General features: G+C 67.4%; 18 protein-coding genes and 1 pseudogene. 15 read left to right on the top strand and 4 right to left on the bottom strand.

The annotated features are described in order from the left end of the window. Window positions 1-123 precede the first annotated feature (123 nt). Window positions 124-1,485, top strand: a complete 1,362-nt coding sequence (locus A5760_RS21410) for an FAD-dependent oxidoreductase (RefSeq protein ID WP_064884482.1) — start codon at window positions 124-126, stop codon at window positions 1,483-1,485. 62 nt (window positions 1,486-1,547) lie between these two features. Next, complete coding sequence (locus tag A5760_RS21405) at window positions 1,548-1,979, top strand: pyridoxamine 5'-phosphate oxidase family protein (RefSeq protein WP_064884480.1); 432 nt, start codon at window positions 1,548-1,550, stop codon at window positions 1,977-1,979. Here the strand turns inward: A5760_RS21405 and A5760_RS21400 are convergent. Together A5760_RS21400 and A5760_RS21395 are read right to left on the bottom strand one after the other, a co-directional pair. Beyond that, the gene (locus A5760_RS21400; RefSeq protein ID WP_064884478.1) at window positions 1,921-2,394 is read right to left on the bottom strand and encodes a group III truncated hemoglobin; all 474 of its coding nucleotides are present in this window, start codon (window positions 2,392-2,394) and stop codon (window positions 1,921-1,923) included. The genes A5760_RS21405 and A5760_RS21400 overlap by 59 nt on opposite strands. Before the next feature lie 206 nt (window positions 2,395-2,600). Continuing rightward, a complete protein-coding gene (locus A5760_RS21395; RefSeq protein WP_064884668.1) occupies window positions 2,601-3,398 on the bottom strand; it encodes a universal stress protein in 798 nt (265 codons plus the stop codon). A 135-nt stretch (window positions 3,399-3,533) separates the two neighbouring features. Between A5760_RS21395 and A5760_RS27025 the strand changes: the two are divergent. The 3 genes and pseudogenes from A5760_RS27025 to A5760_RS21385 all read left to right on the top strand — a co-directional run. Beyond that, window positions 3,534-3,641 (top strand): annotated as a pseudogene (locus tag A5760_RS27025) (slipin family protein); the annotation flags it as partial. Between the two features lie 438 nt (window positions 3,642-4,079). After that, window positions 4,080-5,246 (top strand): PPE family protein, encoded by a 1,167-nt coding sequence (locus A5760_RS21390; protein ID WP_064884476.1) that lies wholly within the window; start codon window positions 4,080-4,082, stop codon window positions 5,244-5,246. Between the two features lie 92 nt (window positions 5,247-5,338). Further along, complete coding sequence (locus A5760_RS21385) at window positions 5,339-6,442, top strand: PPE family protein (RefSeq protein WP_064884474.1); 1,104 nt, start codon at window positions 5,339-5,341, stop codon at window positions 6,440-6,442. 8 nt (window positions 6,443-6,450) lie between these two features. Here A5760_RS21385 and A5760_RS21380 read toward each other — a convergent pair whose 3' ends face one another. Then, window positions 6,451-6,810 carry a hypothetical protein gene (locus A5760_RS21380; RefSeq protein ID WP_064884472.1) on the bottom strand — a complete coding sequence of 120 codons (360 nt, stop codon included), beginning with the start codon at window positions 6,808-6,810 and terminating at the stop codon, window positions 6,451-6,453. A gap of 33 nt (window positions 6,811-6,843) precedes the next feature. Between A5760_RS21380 and hisN the strand changes: the two genes are divergently transcribed. From hisN to A5760_RS21365, 3 genes are all read left to right on the top strand, one after another. Further along, on the top strand, window positions 6,844-7,635 hold the full coding sequence (gene hisN, locus A5760_RS21375) for a histidinol-phosphatase (RefSeq protein ID WP_064884470.1): 792 nt from the start codon (window positions 6,844-6,846) through the stop codon (window positions 7,633-7,635). 86 nt (window positions 7,636-7,721) lie between these two features. Continuing rightward, on the top strand, window positions 7,722-9,125 hold the full coding sequence (locus A5760_RS21370; protein WP_064884468.1) for an acyl-CoA dehydrogenase family protein: 1,404 nt from the start codon (window positions 7,722-7,724) through the stop codon (window positions 9,123-9,125). Between the two features lie 32 nt (window positions 9,126-9,157). Beyond that, window positions 9,158-10,363 (top strand): acyl-CoA dehydrogenase family protein, encoded by a 1,206-nt coding sequence (locus A5760_RS21365; protein WP_064884466.1) that lies wholly within the window; start codon window positions 9,158-9,160, stop codon window positions 10,361-10,363. On the opposite strand, the gene A5760_RS21360 is transcribed toward A5760_RS21365, so the two are convergent. Then, entirely contained in the window at window positions 10,356-11,213 is an 858-nt protein-coding gene (locus A5760_RS21360; RefSeq protein ID WP_064884464.1) for an oxidoreductase, read from the bottom strand. The genes A5760_RS21365 and A5760_RS21360 overlap by 8 nt on opposite strands. A 22-nt stretch (window positions 11,214-11,235) precedes the next feature. Between A5760_RS21360 and A5760_RS21355 the strand changes: the two genes are divergently transcribed. The 7 genes from A5760_RS21355 to A5760_RS21325 all read left to right on the top strand — a co-directional run bounded on the left by A5760_RS21355 (window position 11,236) and on the right by A5760_RS21325 (window position 18,417). Then, window positions 11,236-12,234, top strand: a complete 999-nt coding sequence (locus A5760_RS21355; protein ID WP_064884462.1) for an oxidoreductase — start codon at window positions 11,236-11,238, stop codon at window positions 12,232-12,234. 32 nt (window positions 12,235-12,266) lie between these two features. Continuing rightward, entirely contained in the window at window positions 12,267-13,238 is a 972-nt protein-coding gene (locus tag A5760_RS21350; protein ID WP_064884460.1) for an NADPH:quinone oxidoreductase family protein, read from the top strand. A 134-nt stretch (window positions 13,239-13,372) separates the two neighbouring features. Further along, window positions 13,373-14,461 (top strand): homogentisate 1,2-dioxygenase, encoded by a 1,089-nt coding sequence (locus tag A5760_RS21345; RefSeq protein ID WP_064884458.1) that lies wholly within the window; start codon window positions 13,373-13,375, stop codon window positions 14,459-14,461. Then, a complete protein-coding gene (locus A5760_RS21340; RefSeq protein WP_064884456.1) occupies window positions 14,461-15,663 on the top strand; it encodes an alpha/beta hydrolase family protein in 1,203 nt (400 codons plus the stop codon). The genes A5760_RS21345 and A5760_RS21340 overlap by 1 nt, the downstream gene beginning before the upstream one ends. Beyond that, on the top strand, window positions 15,660-16,865 hold the full coding sequence (locus A5760_RS21335) for a CaiB/BaiF CoA transferase family protein (RefSeq protein ID WP_064884454.1): 1,206 nt from the start codon (window positions 15,660-15,662) through the stop codon (window positions 16,863-16,865). The genes A5760_RS21340 and A5760_RS21335 overlap by 4 nt, the downstream gene beginning before the upstream one ends. Continuing rightward, window positions 16,862-17,758 (top strand): hydroxymethylglutaryl-CoA lyase, encoded by an 897-nt coding sequence (locus tag A5760_RS21330; protein ID WP_064884452.1) that lies wholly within the window; start codon window positions 16,862-16,864, stop codon window positions 17,756-17,758. Before A5760_RS21335 ends, A5760_RS21330 begins: the two co-directional genes overlap by 4 nt. A 14-nt stretch (window positions 17,759-17,772) precedes the next feature. Next, on the top strand, window positions 17,773-18,417 hold the full coding sequence (locus A5760_RS21325; protein ID WP_064884450.1) for a TetR/AcrR family transcriptional regulator: 645 nt from the start codon (window positions 17,773-17,775) through the stop codon (window positions 18,415-18,417). Window positions 18,418-18,425: the final 8 nt, after the last annotated feature.

Below are 18,425 nucleotides of genomic sequence, written 5' to 3'. Positions count from 1 at the left end.
TCGCAGCGAGTGTCCAGGTCACGACCAGCGGTCATGCGTTTAGCATCGAGTCACGATCATGTGCGCCCCGCTTTGCGCGCGACAGTCCCTTGCGCGCATTCGGGCACGAATAGAAGGTCGAGAATGCGCCCTTACCACGTTGCAATCGTCGGCTCCGGACCGTCGGGCTTCTTCGCCGCGTCCTCCTTGCTGAAGGCGGCCGACGGGTCCGAAGACGTCGATGTCGCCGTCGACATGCTGGAGATGCTGCCCACCCCGTGGGGGCTGGTGCGCTCCGGCGTCGCGCCCGATCACCCGAAGATCAAGTCGATCAGCAAGCAGTTCGAGAAGACGTCCCAGGACCCGCGCTTCCGCTTCTTCGGCAACATCTCGGTCGGGGAACACGTGCAGGCCGACGAACTCGCGGAGCGCTACGACGCCGTCGTCTACGCGGTCGGCGCGCAATCCGACCGTGCGCTGAACATCCCCGGCGAGGACCTTCCGGGCAGCATCGCCGCCGTCGACTTTGTCGGCTGGTACAACGCGCACCCGAACTTCGAGGAGGCCACGCCCGATCTCTCGGGTTCCCGGGCCGTCGTCGTCGGTAACGGCAACGTCGCCCTCGACGTCGCGCGCATTCTGGTCACCGATCCCGAGGTGCTGGGACAGACCGACATCGCCGACCACGCGCTGGACTCGCTGCGCCCGTGCGGCGTCGACGAAGTGGTGGTGATCGGTCGACGCGGGCCGCTGCAGACCGCGTTCACCACCCTCGAACTCCGTGAGCTGGGAGACCTGGACAACGTCGACGTGATCGTCGACCCCGCCCAGCTGGAGGGCGTGAGCGACGAGGACGCGGCCGCGGCCGGCAAGACGGCCAAGCAGAACATCAACGTGCTGCGCGATTACGCGAAGCGCGACCCGCGCCCCGGACACCGCCGCATCGTGCTGCGCTTCATGACCTCCCCGATCGAGATCAAGGGCGACCAGAGGGTCGAAGGGATCGTGCTCGGCCGCAACGAGCTGGTCACCGATGACAACGGGCGGGTGTCCGCCAACGACACCGGCGAGCGGGAGGAGCTACCCGTTCAGCTGGTGGTGCGCTCGGTCGGCTATCGCGGCGTGCCCACCCCGGGGCTGCCGTTCGACGAGAAGACCGCAACGATCCCCAACAGCGGCGGCCGGGTCGAGGGCAGCCGCAACGAATACGTGGTCGGGTGGATCAAGCGCGGGCCGACCGGTGTCATCGGCACCAATAAGAAGGACTCCCAGGACACCGTGGACACGCTGCTCGCCGATTTGTCCGGCGCCGCCGGTCTGGCGGATTTCCCCGGCGACCACGCCGAAAAGCTGGCCGACTGGCTGGCATCGCGCCAGCCAAAGCTGGTCACCTCGGCGCACTGGGACCTCATCGACGCCCACGAGCGCGCGGCCGGCGAACCGCACGGACGTCCCCGCGTCAAGCTGCCGAGTTTGGCGAAGTTGCTTGGGGTCAGCCACGGCTGAGCCTGCTCCGGGAGTACGAAGGGCTCTACTCAATGCCGGTAATTCTCCGTAGCGTTGGGGGCGTGGGTAGCGACCAACCGGTAACCGTGCTTTCCGAGGACGAGAACTGGAATCTGTTAGGCAGTGTTTCGCTAGGCCGCCTGGTCACCAACTTCGCCGGTGAGCCCGAGATCTTTCCCGTCAACTTCGTCGTGCAAGACCGCACCGTGCTGTTCCGCACCGCCGAGGGCACCAAACTGTTCTCGGCCGTGGCCAATCACGCGGTGGTCTTCGAGGTCGACGACCACAACCTCATCGAGGGATGGAGCGTGATCGTGCGCGGTCGCGCGCGACTGCTGAAGGCAGACGCGGACATTCAACAAGCCGAACGCGCGCAGCTGTTGCCGTGGACGGCAACGCTCAAACCGCACTATGTGCGCATAACGCCGACCGAAGTCACCGGCCGTCATTTCCGGTTCGGTCCGGAGCCCGACCGCCACGAGCCGGTCGCGTGACGAGCAACTCGGGCGCGTCGGCGCCGGTCAGTCGCCGGTGCATGGCCCACGCGATCCGGCCGGCCTGAACTTTCGCCCGATCGGCCGCCGGCCCGCGATACATCTCGTCAACGGTGTTGTGCCACAAGGTGAGCCAGCGCCGGAAGTGACGATCCGACAGTGGGGCACGCCGGTGGATTTCGCGGTGCGCCTGCAACGCACTGCCGCGATAGAGGCCCGCTCGGAACAGCACGGTCTCCCAGAAGTCGCACATCGTCGAAACGTGGGTCTCCAACCCCGTGGCCCGCAACTCGGCGAACGGTTCGGCCAGGACCTCGTCGTCCAACGCCCGCCCGTAGAAGCGGCGCAGCAACGCCTCCACGTCGGCGCGGTCGACCAGGTCGACTCCCGCCTCGGCCGTCGTCAGCTGGCTCATAGTCAGCAACCCTTCGATATATCTGCAACTCCGAGTAACACCATCTTGGCGGAGAGCCCGGCCTCACAACAGGGCCATTGGTCCCTTGACACCGCCGCGAAAAACCGGGCGTGCGGGAGGAGATTCCCGGTATACGCAGGCCCCGGCTTCGATGAACGCTGTTGCAGAGCAGTATGTTTCAGATCACACTGCCAGTGCTGCCCGAGTTACAGGTTGCCGCAACGTATCGCAAGCACGGAGTGACCCTCGTGACACAGGGCCTCGGCCCGGTAGCAGTCGGTGACCAGCAGCTGTCCGGCATCGGGGTGGACGCGCAGATACCGGTCCACCCCGCCGGTGACGATCGCCGACTCGGCCTGCACGTCGGGATACAGCCGCATCCACCGCGCCAGCCTGCGATCCAATTGCCCTTGCGCTGAGGCCTTTCCGGGCGTCCCGTACCCAGCGCCCGCGGCTTTCGATACCGACACCGCCCGCAGCGTCGCTCGGCGCAGCCTCGCTTCGTCGAATGCGTGCCGCAGCACCGTGCCGTTGTCCACTTCGGCCACCACGTGGCTGACCCGGGGCGCCGTCGGACGGCTCGCCGACTGCTGGATCACGGCGACCGGACACACCGCGGAGCGGACCAGGGAGGCCGCGACGGCGGGTCCGCCGTGACAGGCATGGTTGAGTCCGATCTGCCCGATGCAGAGCATGACCGCAGACCTCGATGCCTCGAGCAGCTTGAAAACCGTCCTGCCCCAGAGAATTTCGGTTTCGATCTTGACCGGTTCGCCCACGGCGTCGACGGCCCGATGGGCATCGGTCAACGCGGCGCGGGCGACGGCAAGCCGGGTGTCACCGTCGCGCGCGCCCGATGAGTCGTGCGGATCGATGACATATACCAATCGCAGCGGAATGTCGCGGCTGACCGCCTCATCGATCGCCCATAAGGCCGCATGAATCGCCGCCCTGGATCCGTCGACACCTACCAGAATTGCGGGAGCTGGATATACGTTGCTCATCGCGACTTCCTTCATTGCGCGGTAGAAAAGTGTTCATTACACCGTTCAGGTGAGACTTTATGACCCGTAAACACCACTCCCCCAGAGGCATTGGTCCCGAAATAGGTGCCATTGGACCCTATGGTCCGCTCATACCGCGGCGAGCTGCAGGCCTCGGAGGAACTGCGCGAAGCCGCCGAGACCCTCTCGAAGAGTCCGGCGTTGCTGCAGCGTGTGGTCGATAACTTGAACCATCGCGGGTGACCCCGAGCGCACACCCACCAGATATCAAGCACTTCAAATACTTTCGTTGTTCAAAGGTGTAAATCTCGGCCCCGTCCTTGGTTAACAGAAGATGAACGTAAGATTAATGCAAGCTGAATTCTGCCCGGTCGCTGCCGGAAGATAGGCAAAACCCCGCACGCATCAGCCGCACCTGCGACTTTTGAAGGGCCCGAAAACCGAAGGTCCTTTGTAATGCCCCGCGCACACGCTCCGCCAACCCAGTAAAACGCGCCACGCTGACCGCTAGTCGGCGGTGGCGCGATCGCGCCGGGCTGCCCTCTCACCTGACGCGGGGTGAGCTTTGCCGACCCGCAAAGCGAATCCGGGAGCGGCCTTTTCTCAGAACACGCCGATGCGGCGAGCGCCGGCGCCAGTGGCGTTTACCCGAAAACCGCACTTTGAGGGGATGTATCACAGATGGATTGGGCTTTTGTTCCACCCGAAATCAATTCGGCCCGGATGTACACCGGCCCCGGATTGGCCTCGCTGTTAGCCGCCGCCGGAAGCTGGGACGCGCTGTCGGCCGAGCTGGCCTCCACCGCCGAGTCCTACGAATCGGTGCTCGCGGGCCTGAACCTGCAGTGGCGCGGCCCCGCCGCCGAGTCGATGGCGTATTCGGCCGCCCGCTACATGGGTTGGCTGCAAGCGACCGCCGAGCAGACGAAGCAGACGGCCATGCAGGCGCGGACGGCCGCGGCGGCCTACGAGCAGGCGTATGCGATGACCGTGCCGCCGCCGGTAATCACCGCCAACCGTGCGCTGCTGGCAACGCTGGTGGCGACGAACATCGTGGGGCAGAACACCGCTGCCATCGCCGACACCGAGGCGCAGTACTCCGACTTTTGGGCGCAGGACGCCGCCGCCATGGCCGGCTACTCGGCGTCGTCGACGGCGGCGACGACGCAGTTGCCCCGGTTCGTCACCGCGAACAAATCCACCACCGAATCCGGCGTGAACGCCCAGAACGCGGCCGTGGCCACGGCCAACACCAACGCGAGTGTGAATAAGGCTGCTGCGCAGATGTTTTCACCGCTGACCACGCAGCAACCGAATTCGGGAACGGGGGACGTCTACTACCTGGACGCATCGACAACGAGCTCGGGCAACAACGCCTTCCGTGTCCTCGACGCGATTCAGGGGACAGGCCTCGGCTTCAGCGCTCCCTACAACATGGAGCAGTTCGTGTCCGGCATCATCGGGGCGGAAAACAATTTGGGCATCCTGGCCAAGCCCGGGGCGGCCGCGGCCAATCTCGCTCCCGCGATCGCGGCGCCCGCACTCCGCGGCGCGACGGCAGGCCTCGGCGGTGGCTTGGGCAACGTCACCGCGACCCTCTCGCACGCCGGCACGATCGGGCCGATGTCGGTCCCCGCAAGCTGGGCCGCGCCCACGAGCACCCATATCTCGCCGCTGGAACCCGCGGGCTTCACCACGATTCCGGGGACCGAGGAGCCGATGGCGTCCGGGTATCCCGGGTACCCCGGCATGCCGGGCGGCGGTGCCGCGCGATCGGCCGGAGCGGGAGTCCCGCCACGCTACGGCGTGCGGCTCACCGTGATGCCACGCCCGCCAGCCGCCGGGTGACGTGCCGCCACTGGGCCAACTGCTGCCGGTCATAGGACGAACCTTTCGCCGCAAGCAGTTTCGCTTCACGCAGCTTTTAGAGCTGTAAGACAATGGAATTCGGCTTTCTTCCACCAGAGATGAACTCTGGCCGGATGTACGCGGGCCCCGGGTCGGGCTCGCTGCTGGCTGCCGCGGCAACCTGGGACTCACTGTCGGCCGAGCTCGGCATCACAGCCGCGGTGTACGAATCGGTGCTGTCCGGCCTGACCGGCTTGTTCTGGCACGGGCCCGCGGCCGGCGCGATGGCGGCGAGTGCGGCGCCCTATGTGGCGTGGCTGTACTCGACCGCCGAGGGTGCACAGCAGACGGCCATGCAGGCTCGGGCGGCCGCCGCGGCCTACGAGCTGGCGCATGCCATGACCGTGCCCCCGCCCGCGGTCGCGGCCAACCGCACTCAACTGGCCACGCTGGTGGCAACGAACTTCTTCGGCCAGAACACCGCGGCCATCGCGGCCACCGAAGCCCAGTACGCCGAATACTGGGCTCAGGATGCCGCAGCGATGTACGGGTATTCCGCCAGTTCTACTGCGGCGGTCCAGTTCTCGCCGTTCTCCTCCCCGCGCCAGACCACCACCACCGATGGGGTGACGGCGCAGCAGGACGCCGTCGCGCAAGCTGCCGCGAACGCCTCGAACTCGGGTACGGACCCGGGATCGCAGGTGGTGGTGGTGAATTCCTCGGCTTCCAATTCGTCGTCGGGACTCTTCCGAATCCTTGACACCATTCAGGGCGCCCAGACCACATTCAGATCCATTTTCACTGCCGAGGGGACTACTGCCGGAATCATCCAGGCCGACAAGAACTTAGGGATTCTGCCGACCCTGGGCGCGGTCCCGGCCGCGCTGCCCAAGGCTCCCGCGCTCAGCGGCGCGACGTCGGGACTGGGCAACGTCAACGCGGTGCTGGCGCGTGCCGAACGGATCGGCCCGATGTCGGTGCCCACCGGCTGGGCCAGCGCGACCGGCAACCAAGTCGCGGCATTGCCGGGCGGCGGCTGGTCCGACCTGACGGCGAGCGACGCGGTCGCCCGGCCCGGATCCGGGACGCCCGGCATCCCCGGGATCCCGGGCGGGACGGTCAGACGGGCAGCGCTGGTGGTCCCGCGCTACGGCAGGCGGATCACGGTGATGACGCGCCCACCCGCGGCCGGTTGACACCAAACTCAGCTCGTTGGGGGCTGCGGCGACTCGGGCGGCCCAGGCGGCGGTACCGCGGGAGCGAACTTCCAGTTGTCCGGATTCTTCGGCGAATACACCACCGGGAACAGCTGGCCGATGGTCGGCCATTGATTCACGTCCACGGCCATCCGCTGATACACCGCGTGCTCGTTGACGGTGGGCCCGTTGATCACGCCGGCGATGGTCACGAACTGCTCACCGGTGGCGTCGGGTCGGGGGCTTATCCCCGTCACCAGCAGCGTGCCGCTCAGCAGCTCACCGCGGGGACCGCGCGGGACGAACCGCTGAACAAGAAATACCCCCAATATCGCCACCAGCAGGAGCAGCAGTCCGAATTCCCACACGACGCCATGGTAGGTCCGTGATAAGACTGCGTCATGAATCGCACCGGCGATCTGGCGCTGGCGCTCACGCTGGCCGACCGCGCAGACACATTGACGTCCGCCCGCTTCGGCGCGCTGGACCTGCGCATCGACACCAAACCCGACCTGACGCCGGTGACCGACGCCGATCGCGCGGTGGAAACCGAACTGCGCGAGGTGCTCGGGCGCGAACGGCCGGACGACAGCATTGTCGGCGAAGAGTTCGGCGGCGACACCACCTTCACCGGACGTCAATGGATCATCGACCCGATCGACGGCACCAAGAACTTCGTGCGCGGGGTGCCGGTGTGGGCCACCCTGATCGCACTGCTACAAGACGGTGTCCCCGCCGTCGGTGTCGTCAGTGCCCCGGCATTGCAACGCCGGTGGTGGGCTGCGCACACCCGGGGCGCCTTCGTCACGGTCAACGGTGCGCCCGCGCGTCGGCTCTCGGTTTCCTCAGTGGCACAACTCAATTCGGCCAGCCTTTCGTTCTCCAGCCTGTCCGGGTGGGCGCAACTCGGGGTGCGGGACCAGTTCATCGCGCTGACCGACGCGGTGTGGCGGGTGCGCGCCTTCGGCGACTTTCTGTCCTACTGCCTGCTCGCGGAAGGCGCGGTCGATATCGCCGCCGAACCGGAAGTTTCGGTGTGGGACCTCGCCGCACTCGACGTCCTGGTGCGCGAAGCGGGCGGGTCGCTGACCGCATTGGATGGCACCGCGGGCCCCCATCACGGCAGCGCCGTGGCCACCAACGGCCTGCTGCACCAGCAGGTGCTGGGCAGCCTCTCGGCCCCGCGGGTGTGAATTAGTTAACAAGTGTTCTCTGCGATCTTACTCCGGAGTAAGATCGGAGCTATCCGCATTGCCCATCGACCTGAGGCTGCTGAAAAATGACCGGTTCCGGTTCCAAAGAGACTTCAAAACCCGCCCGCTCCCGCGTCAAACGGCGCGACCACAAGTCCGCGGTCGGGCTGCAACCACACAAGCGCACCGGCATCGACATCGCGATCGCGCTGATCACCCCGCTCGTCGGTCAGGAGTTCCTGGACAAGTACCAGCTGCGCGACCCGCTCAACCGCGCTCTGGGGTATGGCACGAAGACGGTCTTCTCCACGGCCGCCACTTCTTCCCGCGAGTTCAAGCGGATCCAGAACCTGCGCGGCGGGCCGACCCGGCTCAAGTCCAGCGGCAAGGACTACTTCGACCTGACGCCCGACGACGAGCAGAAGATGATCGTCGAGACTCTCGACGAGTTCGCCGAGGAGGTGCTGCGGCCCGCCGCGCACGACGCCGACGAGGCGGCGACCTACCCGCACGAACTGATCAGCAAGGCCGCCGAACTCGGTATCACCGCGATCAACATCCCCGAGGATTTCGACGGCATCGCCGCGCACCGGTCCAGTGTGACCAACGTGCTGGTCGCCGAGGCGCTGGCCTACGGCGACATGGGTCTGGCGCTGCCACTGCTGGCGCCGGGGGGCGTGGCCTCCGCGCTGACCCATTGGGGCAGCGCCGATCAGCAGGCCACCTACCTGCCCGAGTTCGCCGGTGAGAACGTGCCCCAGGCGTGCGTGGCCATCGCCGAGCCCCAACCGCTCTTCGACCCCACCCGGCTGAAGACCACCGCGGTGCGGACCCCGAGCGGGTACCGCCTCGACGGGGTGAAGTCGTTGGTCCCGGCCGCCGCCGACGCGGAGCTGTTCATCGTCGGCGCGCAGCTGGACGGCAAGCCGGCCTTGTTCATCGTCGAGTCTTCGTCGAAAGGCCTTACTGTCAAAGCGGATCCGAGCATGGGGATTCGCGCGGCGGCCCTGGGCCACCTGGAACTGTCCGGGGTGACGGTGCCGCCGAGCGCCCGGCTCGGTGAGGACGAGGCGACCGATGAGGATTACTCCGAGGCGATCGCGCTGGCCCGGCTGGGCTGGGCGGCGCTGACGGTCGGCACCTCCCACGCGGTGCTCGACTACGTCGTGCCGTACGTGAAGGAGCGCCAGGCCTTCGGTGAGCCGATCGCTCACCGGCAGGCGGTGGCCTTCATGTGCGCCAACATCGCCATCGAATTGGACGGGCTGCGGCTGATCACGTGGCGCGGCGCCGCACGGGCCGAGCAAGGCCTGCCGTTCGTCCGCGAGGCGGCCCTGGCCAAGCGGCTCGGCGCCGACAAGGGCATGCAGATCGGCCTGGACGGCGTTCAGCTGCTCGGCGGCCACGGCTACACGAAGGAGCACCCGGTCGAACGCTGGTACCGCGACCTGCGGGCCATCGGCGTCGCCGAGGGTGTCGTCGTCATCTAAGTCGTTATCCACCTCGAACTGAAAGTTCAATCATGGCAATCAATCTGGAACTTCCCCGCAAGATGCAAGCGGTGACGACGAAGACGCATCAGGGCGCCGCCGAGTTGATGCGACCGATCGCCCGCAAGTACGACCTCAAGGAGCACGCGTACCCGGTCGAGCTGGACACGCTGTTCAGTCTCTTCGAAGGGGCCTCGGAGTCAATCGAATTCGCGGGAGCGAACGCGCTGGGCGGCGAGGACGAAGAACGGGACAAGAACCACAACGGCGCCAACATGGCCGCACTGCTGCAGACGCTGGAAGCCAGCTGGGGCGACCTGGCGATGATGTTGTCCGTCCCCTATCAGGGGCTGGGGAACGCGGCCATCTCCGCCGTCGCCAACCAGGAGCAGCTGCAACGCCTGGGCAAGGTGTGGGCGGCGATGGCCATCACCGAGCCCGGCTTCGGGTCGGACTCGGCGGCCGTGTCGACGACCGCCACCCTGGACGGCGACGAGTACGTGATCAACGGCGAGAAGATCTTCGTCACCGCCGGATCCCGCGCCACCCACATCGTGGTGTGGGCGACGCTCGACAAGACACAGGGCCGCGCGGCGATCAAGTCGTTCGTCGTGCCGCGCGAGCACCCCGGTGTCACGGTCGAACGGCTCGAGCACAAGCTCGGCATCAAGGGTTCCGACACCGCGGTCATCCGGTTCGACAACGCCCGCATCCCGAAGGACAACCTGCTCGGCAACCCCGAAATCGAGGTGGGCAAGGGCTTTTCCGGAGTGATGGAGACCTTCGACAACACCCGGCCCATCGTCGCGGCGATGGCGGTCGGTGTCGGCCGCGCCGCGCTGGAGGAGATTCGCAAGATCCTCACCGAGGCCGGCGTGGAGATCTCCTACGACAAGCCCTCGCACGTCCAGAGCGCGGCGGCATCGGAGTTCTTGCGGATGGAAGCCGACTGGGAGGCCGCCTATCTGCTGTCGCTGCGCGCGGCGTGGCAGGCCGACAACAAGATCCCCAACTCCAAAGAAGCGTCGATGAGTAAGGCCAAGGCCGGCCGGATGGCCACCGACGTCACGCTCAAGACCGTCGAATTGGCAGGCACCGCAGGCTATTCCGAGCAGTTGCTGCTGGAGAAATGGGCGCGCGACTCGAAGATCCTGGACATCTTCGAAGGCACGCAACAGATTCAGCAGTTGGTGGTCGCGCGCCGCCTACTGGGCCTGTCCTCCTCCGAGCTCAAGTAGCGATCGCGTTCAGCCGCTCGCGGGCTTCGTCGTCCAGTTCGATGGACGCGACGTCCATGTTCTCTTCCAGATGGCTCAGCGACGAGGTGCCGGGAATCAGCAGCACGTTGGGCGCCACGCCGAGCGTCCACGCCAGCGCGACCTGAGCCGGTGTGCACTCCAGCCGCTGCGCGATCTCCCGGACCACCGGGTGGCCGAGCACCGGGTTCGGCCACATGAAGGCCGCACCGAGCGGGAAGAACGGGACGAAGGCAATCCCCCGCGCCTCGCACTCCTCGAGCACCGGGGCCGACTCCCGGTGCACCAGATTGAATGCGTTTTGCACACAAGCGATCTCGGTGCGCCCCACGGCATGCAGCAGGTGCTCGCGGTTGACATTGCTCAGCCCGACACCGCCGATCAATCCCCGGTCGCGGGCCTCGATCATGGCCGAGAGCTGGTCATCGAACTCCCGGTCCGGGCCGTCGCTGTCGAACACGCGCAGGTTGACCACGGCCAGTCGCTCGACGCCGAGACTGCGCAGGTTCGTTTCGATGTCACGGGTCAATTCGGCCGGCGCACCGGCCGGCAGCCAGGCGCCCTTGTCGTCGCGGCGCCCGCCGACCTTGCTGACCAGCGCCAGGTTCGGCGGATAGGGATGCAGCGCGGCACGAATCAGTTCGTTGGCGACGTCGGGACCGTAAAACTGCGAGGTGTCGATGTGGTCGACGCCGAGTTCGACCGCGCGGCGCAGCACGGCCAGCGCCTCGTCGCGGTCGCGCGGCGGACCGAACGCGTTGGGCCCGGGCAACTGCATGGCCCCGAAGCCGACGCGGTTGACCGAAAACCCACCGAGTGGAAAGGGATCCATACGGTGAGGTTAGCGTCGAAGGATGGACACCTTTCACGCGCTCGTCGCGCGCCAAGATGGCGACCGGATAACCGCGTCGGTCGAGACGCTGAACCACTCCGACCTGCCGCCCGGCGATGTGACCATCCGGGTCCTGTATTCCAGCGTCAACTACAAAGACGCGCTGGCGCTGACGCCGGGTGGCGGCGTGGTGCGCAACTACCCGGTGGTCCCGGGCATCGACCTGACCGGTGAGGTCGTGGAGTCGACGTCGGCCGACTTCGCCGTCGGCGACCAGGTACTGGCCCACGGGTATGCCATCGGCACCGGCCACCACGGCGGTTACGCCGAATACGCACGCTTGCCGGCCGACCAGGTGGTGGCGCTCGGCGCGTTGAGCCCGCACGAGGGCGCCGCGATCGGGACGGCCGGCTTCACCGCCGCGATGAGCGTGCAGGCACTGATCGACTGGGGCATCACGCCCGACGCCGGTCCCATCGTCGTCACCGGAGCCACCGGCGGCGTCGGCTCGGTCAGCGTCGACCTGCTGGCGAGCGCCGGCTATCAGGTCGTCGCCTCGAGCGGCAAAGCCGAGGCCGCCGACCGGCTCAAAGCCCTTGGTGCCGCAGAGGTTATCGGCCGGCTGCCCGCGGACCCCGACGCCAAGCCGCGGCCGCTCGGTAAGGCGCGCTGGGCCGGCGGGGTGGACTGTGTCGGCGGCGCGACGCTGGCCGACGTGCTCAGCACCGTCGATTACGGCGGCGCGGTGGCGGCCAGCGGCCTCACCGGCGGCCCGGCCCTGCACACGACGGTGCTGCCCTTCATCCTGCGCGGCGTCGCGCTGCTGGGCATGGACTCGGTGCTGATGCCGATCGGACCGCGCCGCGAATTGTGGGCCCGGCTCGGCGATTCGTTGCGGCCACGTCAGTTGGACTCGCTGGTCACCGATGTCGACGTGAAAGACGTCCTCGGCGTGATCGATCAGGTACGCGCCGGCAAATTCTCCGGCCGGGCCGTGGTGCGGGTCGCAGGCGGATTCTGAACGGGCCGGGTCCGCCTATAGGCTGTCCGGCTATGCGCGCGGTACAGGTGACTCGGCTCGATGGTCCAGACGCGGTCGAGTTGACCGACATCGACGAACCGTCGGGCGACGGGGTCGTCGTCGACGTGCACGCCGCCGGGGTGGCCTTCCCGGACGCCCTACTCACCCGGGGTCTCTACCAATACCGCCCGGAGTTGCCGTTCGTGCTCGGCGCCGAGATCGCCGGCGTGGTCCGATCCGCACCCGAGGGCGCGCACGTCAGCGCCGGTGACCGGGTCGTCGGCCTCACCATGCTGTCCGGCGGCATGGCCGAAGTCGCCGTGTTGGCACCGGACCGGGTGTTCAGGCTGCCCGACAACGTGAGCTTCGAGGCGGGCGCCGGCCTGCTGTTCAACGACCTGACGGTCTACTTCGCGCTGACCGTGCGGGGCCGGCTGCAGCGCGGCGAAACGGTTTTGGTGCACGGCGCGGCCGGAGGCATCGGGACCTCGGCGCTGCGGCTGGCGCCGGTGCTGGGCGCGTCCCGCACCATCGCCGTGGTCAGCACGCAGGACAAGGCCGACATTGCCACGGCGGCTGGCGCGACGGATGTGGTGCTGGCCGACGGTTTCAAGGACGCGGTGAAGGAGTTGACCCACGGCCGTGGCGTCGACATCGTCGTCGACCCGGTCGGCGGCGACCGGTTCACCGACTCCCTGCGTTCACTTGCTCCCGGCGGGCGGCTGCTTGTCGTCGGATTCACCGGCGGCGAGATTCCCACCGTCAAGGTAAACCGGTTGCTGCTCAACAACGTTGACGTGGTCGGCGTGGGCTGGGGCGCCTGGGCGGGGACGCATCCGGGCGCGCTGGACGAGCAGTGGGCCGGACTCGAGCGATTACTCACCTCCGGGGAACTGGCCCCGCCCGAGCCGGTGACCTACCCGCTGGAGCAAGTCGCGACCGCCGTCGCCTCCCTGGAGAACCGCAGCGCCAAGGGAAAGGTCGTGCTGCGCGTTCGCGGTTAGGCGCTGCGCGACGGCGATCACCGAACACGTGGCTGGACCCCGACCTTGTGCGGTCCAAAAAGAGAAAGTAATGTCACTTTCAGTTTTGCGAACCCTGATCGCCACCCAGCTGGTCCCCATCGGAGGAGCCGTCCATGGAATCCTTTGTGCACCTGCGGAAAGGCCGAACACCGCGCCGCCTGCACGCCGACCTCGAAGGCCTCAAGGACGACGAGTTGGGCCGGGGCGGATTCACCGGCCGCACCGCCAACCTGTACCGGCGCCACGACCCCACCGCGTACCGATCGGTCGGTCCGCTGCGGCCCATCGACGTGCTCTCCAGCGAGCTCAAGCCCAGCGACGCCACCGCAGCTGACGGTGGGCCGCTGCTGATGTTCAGCAACGACGACTGCCGCATCCTGTTGAGCCGTCGTCACGAGCCGATGCCGTTCTTCGTCCGTCACGTCGACGGCGACCTGCTGTGCTTCGTCCACCAGGGCAGCGGCCTGGCCGAGACCGAATTCGGGCCGCTGCGCTACCGGGAGGGCGACTGGCTGTACATCCCGAAGGCATGCACCTGGCGCCAGCTGCCCGACAGCGTGACGACGATGCTGATGATCGAGGCCACCGACGAGTTCCGGGTGCCGCCACCCGGTGCGCTGGGCCGCCACTTCCCCTTCGACCCGTCGCAGGTGGTCATTCCCGAGCCGGTGCCGGCCGACGAGGCCGACGGCGAATTCGAGGTCCGGCTCATCCACGAGGGCGGCCCGACAACGCTGTTCTACCAACACAATCCGCTCGACGTCGAGGGCTGGCGCGGCGACAACTTCGCGTTCACGTTCAACATCGCCGACTACAACGTGGTCACCTCCGACAGCGTCCACCTGCCGCCGACGGTGCATCTGTTCATGCAGGCCACCGGCGTCTACGTGATGAACTTCCTGCCCAAGCCCGCCGAGGGGATTCCGGGCACCGAACGCACACCTTGGTATCACCGCAACGTCGACTACGACGAGATCGCCTTCTTCCACGGCGGCTCGCTGTACGGCATCCCGATGCCGCCCGGTTTGATTTCCCATGCGCCGCAAGGGGTTCACCACGGCGCACCGGAAAAGGCTCGCGAACGGGCGCGCCGCAAATTCGACGACTACTCCCGCGTCGACTGGCAAGTGATCGCCATCGACACACGCCGGCGGCTCACCCCGTCGGCAGAGGTACTGGCCCACGACCTAGGACAACATTGATGACGCAAGCGCAAGCCGTGAAACCCAAGAAGCACGAGTACGAGCGAATCCCCTATCTCGTTGCCTTCCAGAACAATTCCGGGGTCCGCGACGTCTACGGCGGCCTGGCCGAGATCACCGTGCTGGAGAGCTACCTGCTCAAGCCGAAGGACAAGCCGTCGGACACCGTGCTGGTGTTCATGCATCCCATCGGCGGCGGCGCCTACCTGCCGATGATCAACGCACTCGCGCGGGCCGGCCATCACGTCATCTATTGCAACAGCCGCTTCCGCGGCACCGACTCCGCGCTGCTGATGGAGAAGGTCGTCGAGGATCTCGGCGAGTGCATCAAGGACGCCAAGAAGCGGCTGGGCTACCAGAAGGTGGTGCTGGCCGGATGGAGTGGCGGCGGTTCGCTATCGGTGTTCTACCAGCAGCAGGCGCAGAACCCCACCATCACGGCCAGCCCGACCGGCGACGGCCCCGACCTGACCAAACTCGACCTGCCCGCGGCCGACGGCATCATGCTGCTGGCCGCGCACATCAGCCGGCACGGCACGCTGACCGAATGGCTGGACGCGTCGATCCTCGACGAATCCGACCCCACCAAGCGCGATCCCGAGCTGGACCTGTACAACCCCGAGAACCCCAATCAGCCGCCCTACAGCCAAGAATTCCTGGACCGCTACCGGCAGGCGCAGATCGATCGCAACCGTCGGATCACCGCATGGGTCAGGGGCAAGCTCGCCGAGTTGGCAGCCGCCGGCCGGCCCGACGACGAGTTCGGTTTCGTCGTACACGGCACCATGGCCGACCCGCGCTGGCTGGACCCGGCCGTCGATCCCAACGAACGCGTCCCCGGCACCTGCTACCTGGGGGATCCTCAGGTGGTGAACATGAGCCCGGTCGGGCTGGCCCGGTTCTGCACCCTGCGCGGCTGGCTTTCGCAGTGGAGCTACGACGACGCCCGCGGCGATGCGGTGGCCTGCGGACCCGACATCGCGATCCCCGCGCTGGTGATCGGTAACCTGGCGGATGACGCCTGCACGCCCAGCCACACCCGGCGGCTGTTCCAGGCGATCGGACACGAGGACAAGGAGATGCACGAAATCCCCGGCGCCACACACTATTACGCGGGCCCCGACCAACGCGACGCATTGCGGGCCGCCGTCACTATCGTCACCGACTGGCTGGTGCGGCACGATTTCGCGAGCGCCGAATGACGGTGACCGGCCCGCTGGACGGCGTTCGGGTGCTCGAACTGGGCACCCTGATCGCCGGGCCCTTCGCCGGCCGGCTGCTCGGCGACATGGGCGCCGACGTCATCAAGGTAGAACTACCCAAGGCACCGGACCCGCTGCGCACCTGGGGTCAGGCCGAGCTCGACGGCCAGCACGTCTTCTGGACGGTGCACGCGCGCAACAAGAAGGCGATCACCCTGGACCTGCGCCACCCTCGTGGGCGTGAACTGTTCTGCGAGCTCGTCGAGAAGTCCGACATCGTGGTGGAGAACTTCCGTCCGGGCACCCTGGAAAAGTGGAACCTGGGTTACGACGTGCTCAGCGAACGCAATCCGGGCATCATCCTGGTCCGGGTGTCCGGCTACGGGCAGACCGGACCGGACGCCACGAAGGCCGGCTATGCCTCGGTCGCCGAAGCGGCCAGCGGTCTGCGCCACCTCAACGGTTTTCCGGGTGGCCCGCCGCCCCGGCTGGCGCTCTCGCTCGGCGACAGCCTGGCCGGCATGTTCGGCGCCCAGGGTGCGCTGGCCGCGCTGTACCGGCGCAGCGTCACCGGGCGCGGCCAGGTGGTCGACGTCGCGCTGACCGAATCATGCTTGGCCGTACAGGAATCCACCATCCCCGACTACGACGTGGGCGGCGTGGTGCGCGGGCCGTCGGGCACCCGGCTGGAGGGCATCGCCCCGTCCAACATCTACCGCAGCGCCGACGGCTCGTGGGTGGTGATCGCCGCCAACCAGGACACCGTCTTCGCCCGGCTGTGCAAGGCGATGGGCCGCCCGGAGCTGGCCACCGACGACCGGTTCGCCACGCACGTCGCCCGGGGCCGCAATCAAGACGAACTCGACAACATCATCGGCGCGTGGGCCGCGGAACGCCAGCCCGGCGAGATCATCGAAACCCTCTCCGCCGCAGGGGTGATCGCGGGACCGATCAACACCGTAGCCGAGGTGGTCAACGACCCGCAGCTGCGGGCGCGCGGCATGCTGGTCGAGCACTACGACGAGCGTGTGCAGCGCAACGTGTTGGGCCCTGGCATCGTGCCGATGCTCTCGGAATCGCCGGGGCAGGTCCGCAACGCCGGCCCCGCACGGCCGGGCCAGCACAACGACGACGTCTTCATCGGGCTGCTGGGGAAGACGGCCGAGGAGCTCGAGGAGTTGCGCGCCGAGGAGGTGTTATGACCACCCATGTAGACATTCGAGAAGTGGCCCTGCGCGACGGTCTGCAGATCGAAACGCCAATTCCGTTGTCGGCCAAGCTTGAACTGCTGGCCGCGGTGGCGGCCACCGGGGTTCGCGAGGTGGAGGTCACCGCGTTCGTCTCCCCGACCAAGGTGCCGTCGATGGCCGATGCCGCCGAGCTGGCCGCCCATCTGCATGACTGCCCCGACATCGAATTCTCGGCTCTGGTGGCCAGCCCCAACGGCGCCAAGCGGGCCGTCGCCGCGGGGCTGCGCTCCATCGAATACGTGGTGGCCGCCGACGACGCCTTCAGCAAGGCCAACGTCGGGCGCACCAGCACCGAGGCCACCAACCAGATCGACGAGATCGTCGCCATCGCGCACGACAGCAACGTCACCGTCGAAGTCGTCATCGCCACCGCCTGGGACTCACCGTTCGAAGGCCCCACCCCACCCCAGCGGGTGCTCGAGATCGCCGCGGCCGCCCGCGACCGCGGCGCCGACCGCCTGTCGATTGCCGACACCATCGGCACCACCACCCCGGGCCGGGTGAGTTCGCTGATCGCACAACTGCGTCCGGTAATCGGCGACCTGCCGCTGGGCGGGCATTTTCACAACACCCGCGGCTCCGGCCTGGCCAGCGCCTACGCCGCGGTCAGCTCCGGGGTGACCCGGCTGGACGCGTCGGTCGGCGGCCTGGGCGGCTGCCCCTTCGCGCCGGGCGCCACTGGCAACATCGCCACCGAGGATCTCGTATACCTGCTGGGCGACAGCGGCATCGAGGTGGACGTCGACCTGCAGGCCGCCATCGCCGCGGCCGGCGTGGCGAAATCGGTGGTGGGTCACGACCTGCCGAGCGCCCTGTTGCGCGCCGGCGACCGACGGAGACATTAAGTGCGGGGGAACTGATGTCCGCCCCGGAGGCGAACCGCGAGCTGACCGCCAAAGGCCGCCAGACCAGGGAGGCCATCGAGCAGGCCGCTCGGAAGCTGTTCGCCGAACGGGGTTTTCACGGCACCACCCTGGCCGACATCACCTCGGCCGCGGGAAAATCGCCGGCGGTGTTCTACCGATACTTCACCGACAAGGAAGACCTGCTGGCCGCACTCGCGGAATCGTTCCTGCACGAGGTGGTGACGCCGTCGGGACTCAGCGTCCACCTGCCGGACTCCCCCGACGACGACGCCTTCTTCACCTCGGTGGTCACCGGCTACTGGAACATGTTCAAGCAGAACATCGGCATCATGATCGCCGTGGCCCAGCTGGCAGCCACCCAGCAGCGCTTCGCGGCCGTGCAGAACGAATTCCGGCGGTTCGGAGTGGATCTCGTGGCGGCATCGGTGCGGAGGGCCCAGGATCAGGGCTACGGCGCCGAGCTGCACCCCCAGCACACCGCGGCGGCCATCGCGTTGCTGTTCGAGAACTTCACTACCGTGTTCGTCGGACCATCCGGGCCGGCGGGCCTCGGTCTGAACATCAGCGACGAAGACGCCATCGCGACCTTGTCGACGGTCTGGAAGAAAACCCTGTACGGCTGCCTCACGAGATCTTAGGAGACGAC

It is taken from the genome of Mycobacterium colombiense (assembly GCF_001665835.1).
Taxonomy (GTDB): Bacteria; Actinomycetota; Actinomycetes; order Mycobacteriales; family Mycobacteriaceae; genus Mycobacterium; species Mycobacterium colombiense_A.
This window is presented reverse-complemented; position numbering and strand designations above follow the sequence as displayed.

Coding starts and splice junctions, on each gene's coding strand:
- A5760_RS21410 (WP_064884482.1), top strand. CDS start 124: ATGCGCCCTTACCACGTTGCAATCGTCGGCTCCGGACCGTCGGGCTTC.
- A5760_RS21400 (WP_064884478.1), bottom strand. CDS start 2,394: ATGAGCCAGCTGACGACGGCCGAGGCGGGAGTCGACCTGGTCGACCGC.
- A5760_RS21395 (WP_064884668.1), bottom strand. CDS start 3,398: ATGAGCAACGTATATCCAGCTCCCGCAATTCTGGTAGGTGTCGACGGA.
- A5760_RS21390 (WP_064884476.1), top strand. CDS start 4,080: ATGGATTGGGCTTTTGTTCCACCCGAAATCAATTCGGCCCGGATGTAC.
- A5760_RS21385 (WP_064884474.1), top strand. CDS start 5,339: ATGGAATTCGGCTTTCTTCCACCAGAGATGAACTCTGGCCGGATGTAC.
- hisN (WP_064884470.1), top strand. CDS start 6,844: ATGAATCGCACCGGCGATCTGGCGCTGGCGCTCACGCTGGCCGACCGC.
- A5760_RS21370 (WP_064884468.1), top strand. CDS start 7,722: ATGACCGGTTCCGGTTCCAAAGAGACTTCAAAACCCGCCCGCTCCCGC.
- A5760_RS21365 (WP_064884466.1), top strand. CDS start 9,158: ATGGCAATCAATCTGGAACTTCCCCGCAAGATGCAAGCGGTGACGACG.
- A5760_RS21360 (WP_064884464.1), bottom strand. CDS start 11,213: ATGGATCCCTTTCCACTCGGTGGGTTTTCGGTCAACCGCGTCGGCTTC.
- A5760_RS21355 (WP_064884462.1), top strand. CDS start 11,236: ATGGACACCTTTCACGCGCTCGTCGCGCGCCAAGATGGCGACCGGATA.
- A5760_RS21350 (WP_064884460.1), top strand. CDS start 12,267: ATGCGCGCGGTACAGGTGACTCGGCTCGATGGTCCAGACGCGGTCGAG.
- A5760_RS21345 (WP_064884458.1), top strand. CDS start 13,373: ATGGAATCCTTTGTGCACCTGCGGAAAGGCCGAACACCGCGCCGCCTG.
- A5760_RS21340 (WP_064884456.1), top strand. CDS start 14,461: ATGACGCAAGCGCAAGCCGTGAAACCCAAGAAGCACGAGTACGAGCGA.
- A5760_RS21335 (WP_064884454.1), top strand. CDS start 15,660: ATGACGGTGACCGGCCCGCTGGACGGCGTTCGGGTGCTCGAACTGGGC.
- A5760_RS21330 (WP_064884452.1), top strand. CDS start 16,862: ATGACCACCCATGTAGACATTCGAGAAGTGGCCCTGCGCGACGGTCTG.
- A5760_RS21325 (WP_064884450.1), top strand. CDS start 17,773: ATGTCCGCCCCGGAGGCGAACCGCGAGCTGACCGCCAAAGGCCGCCAG.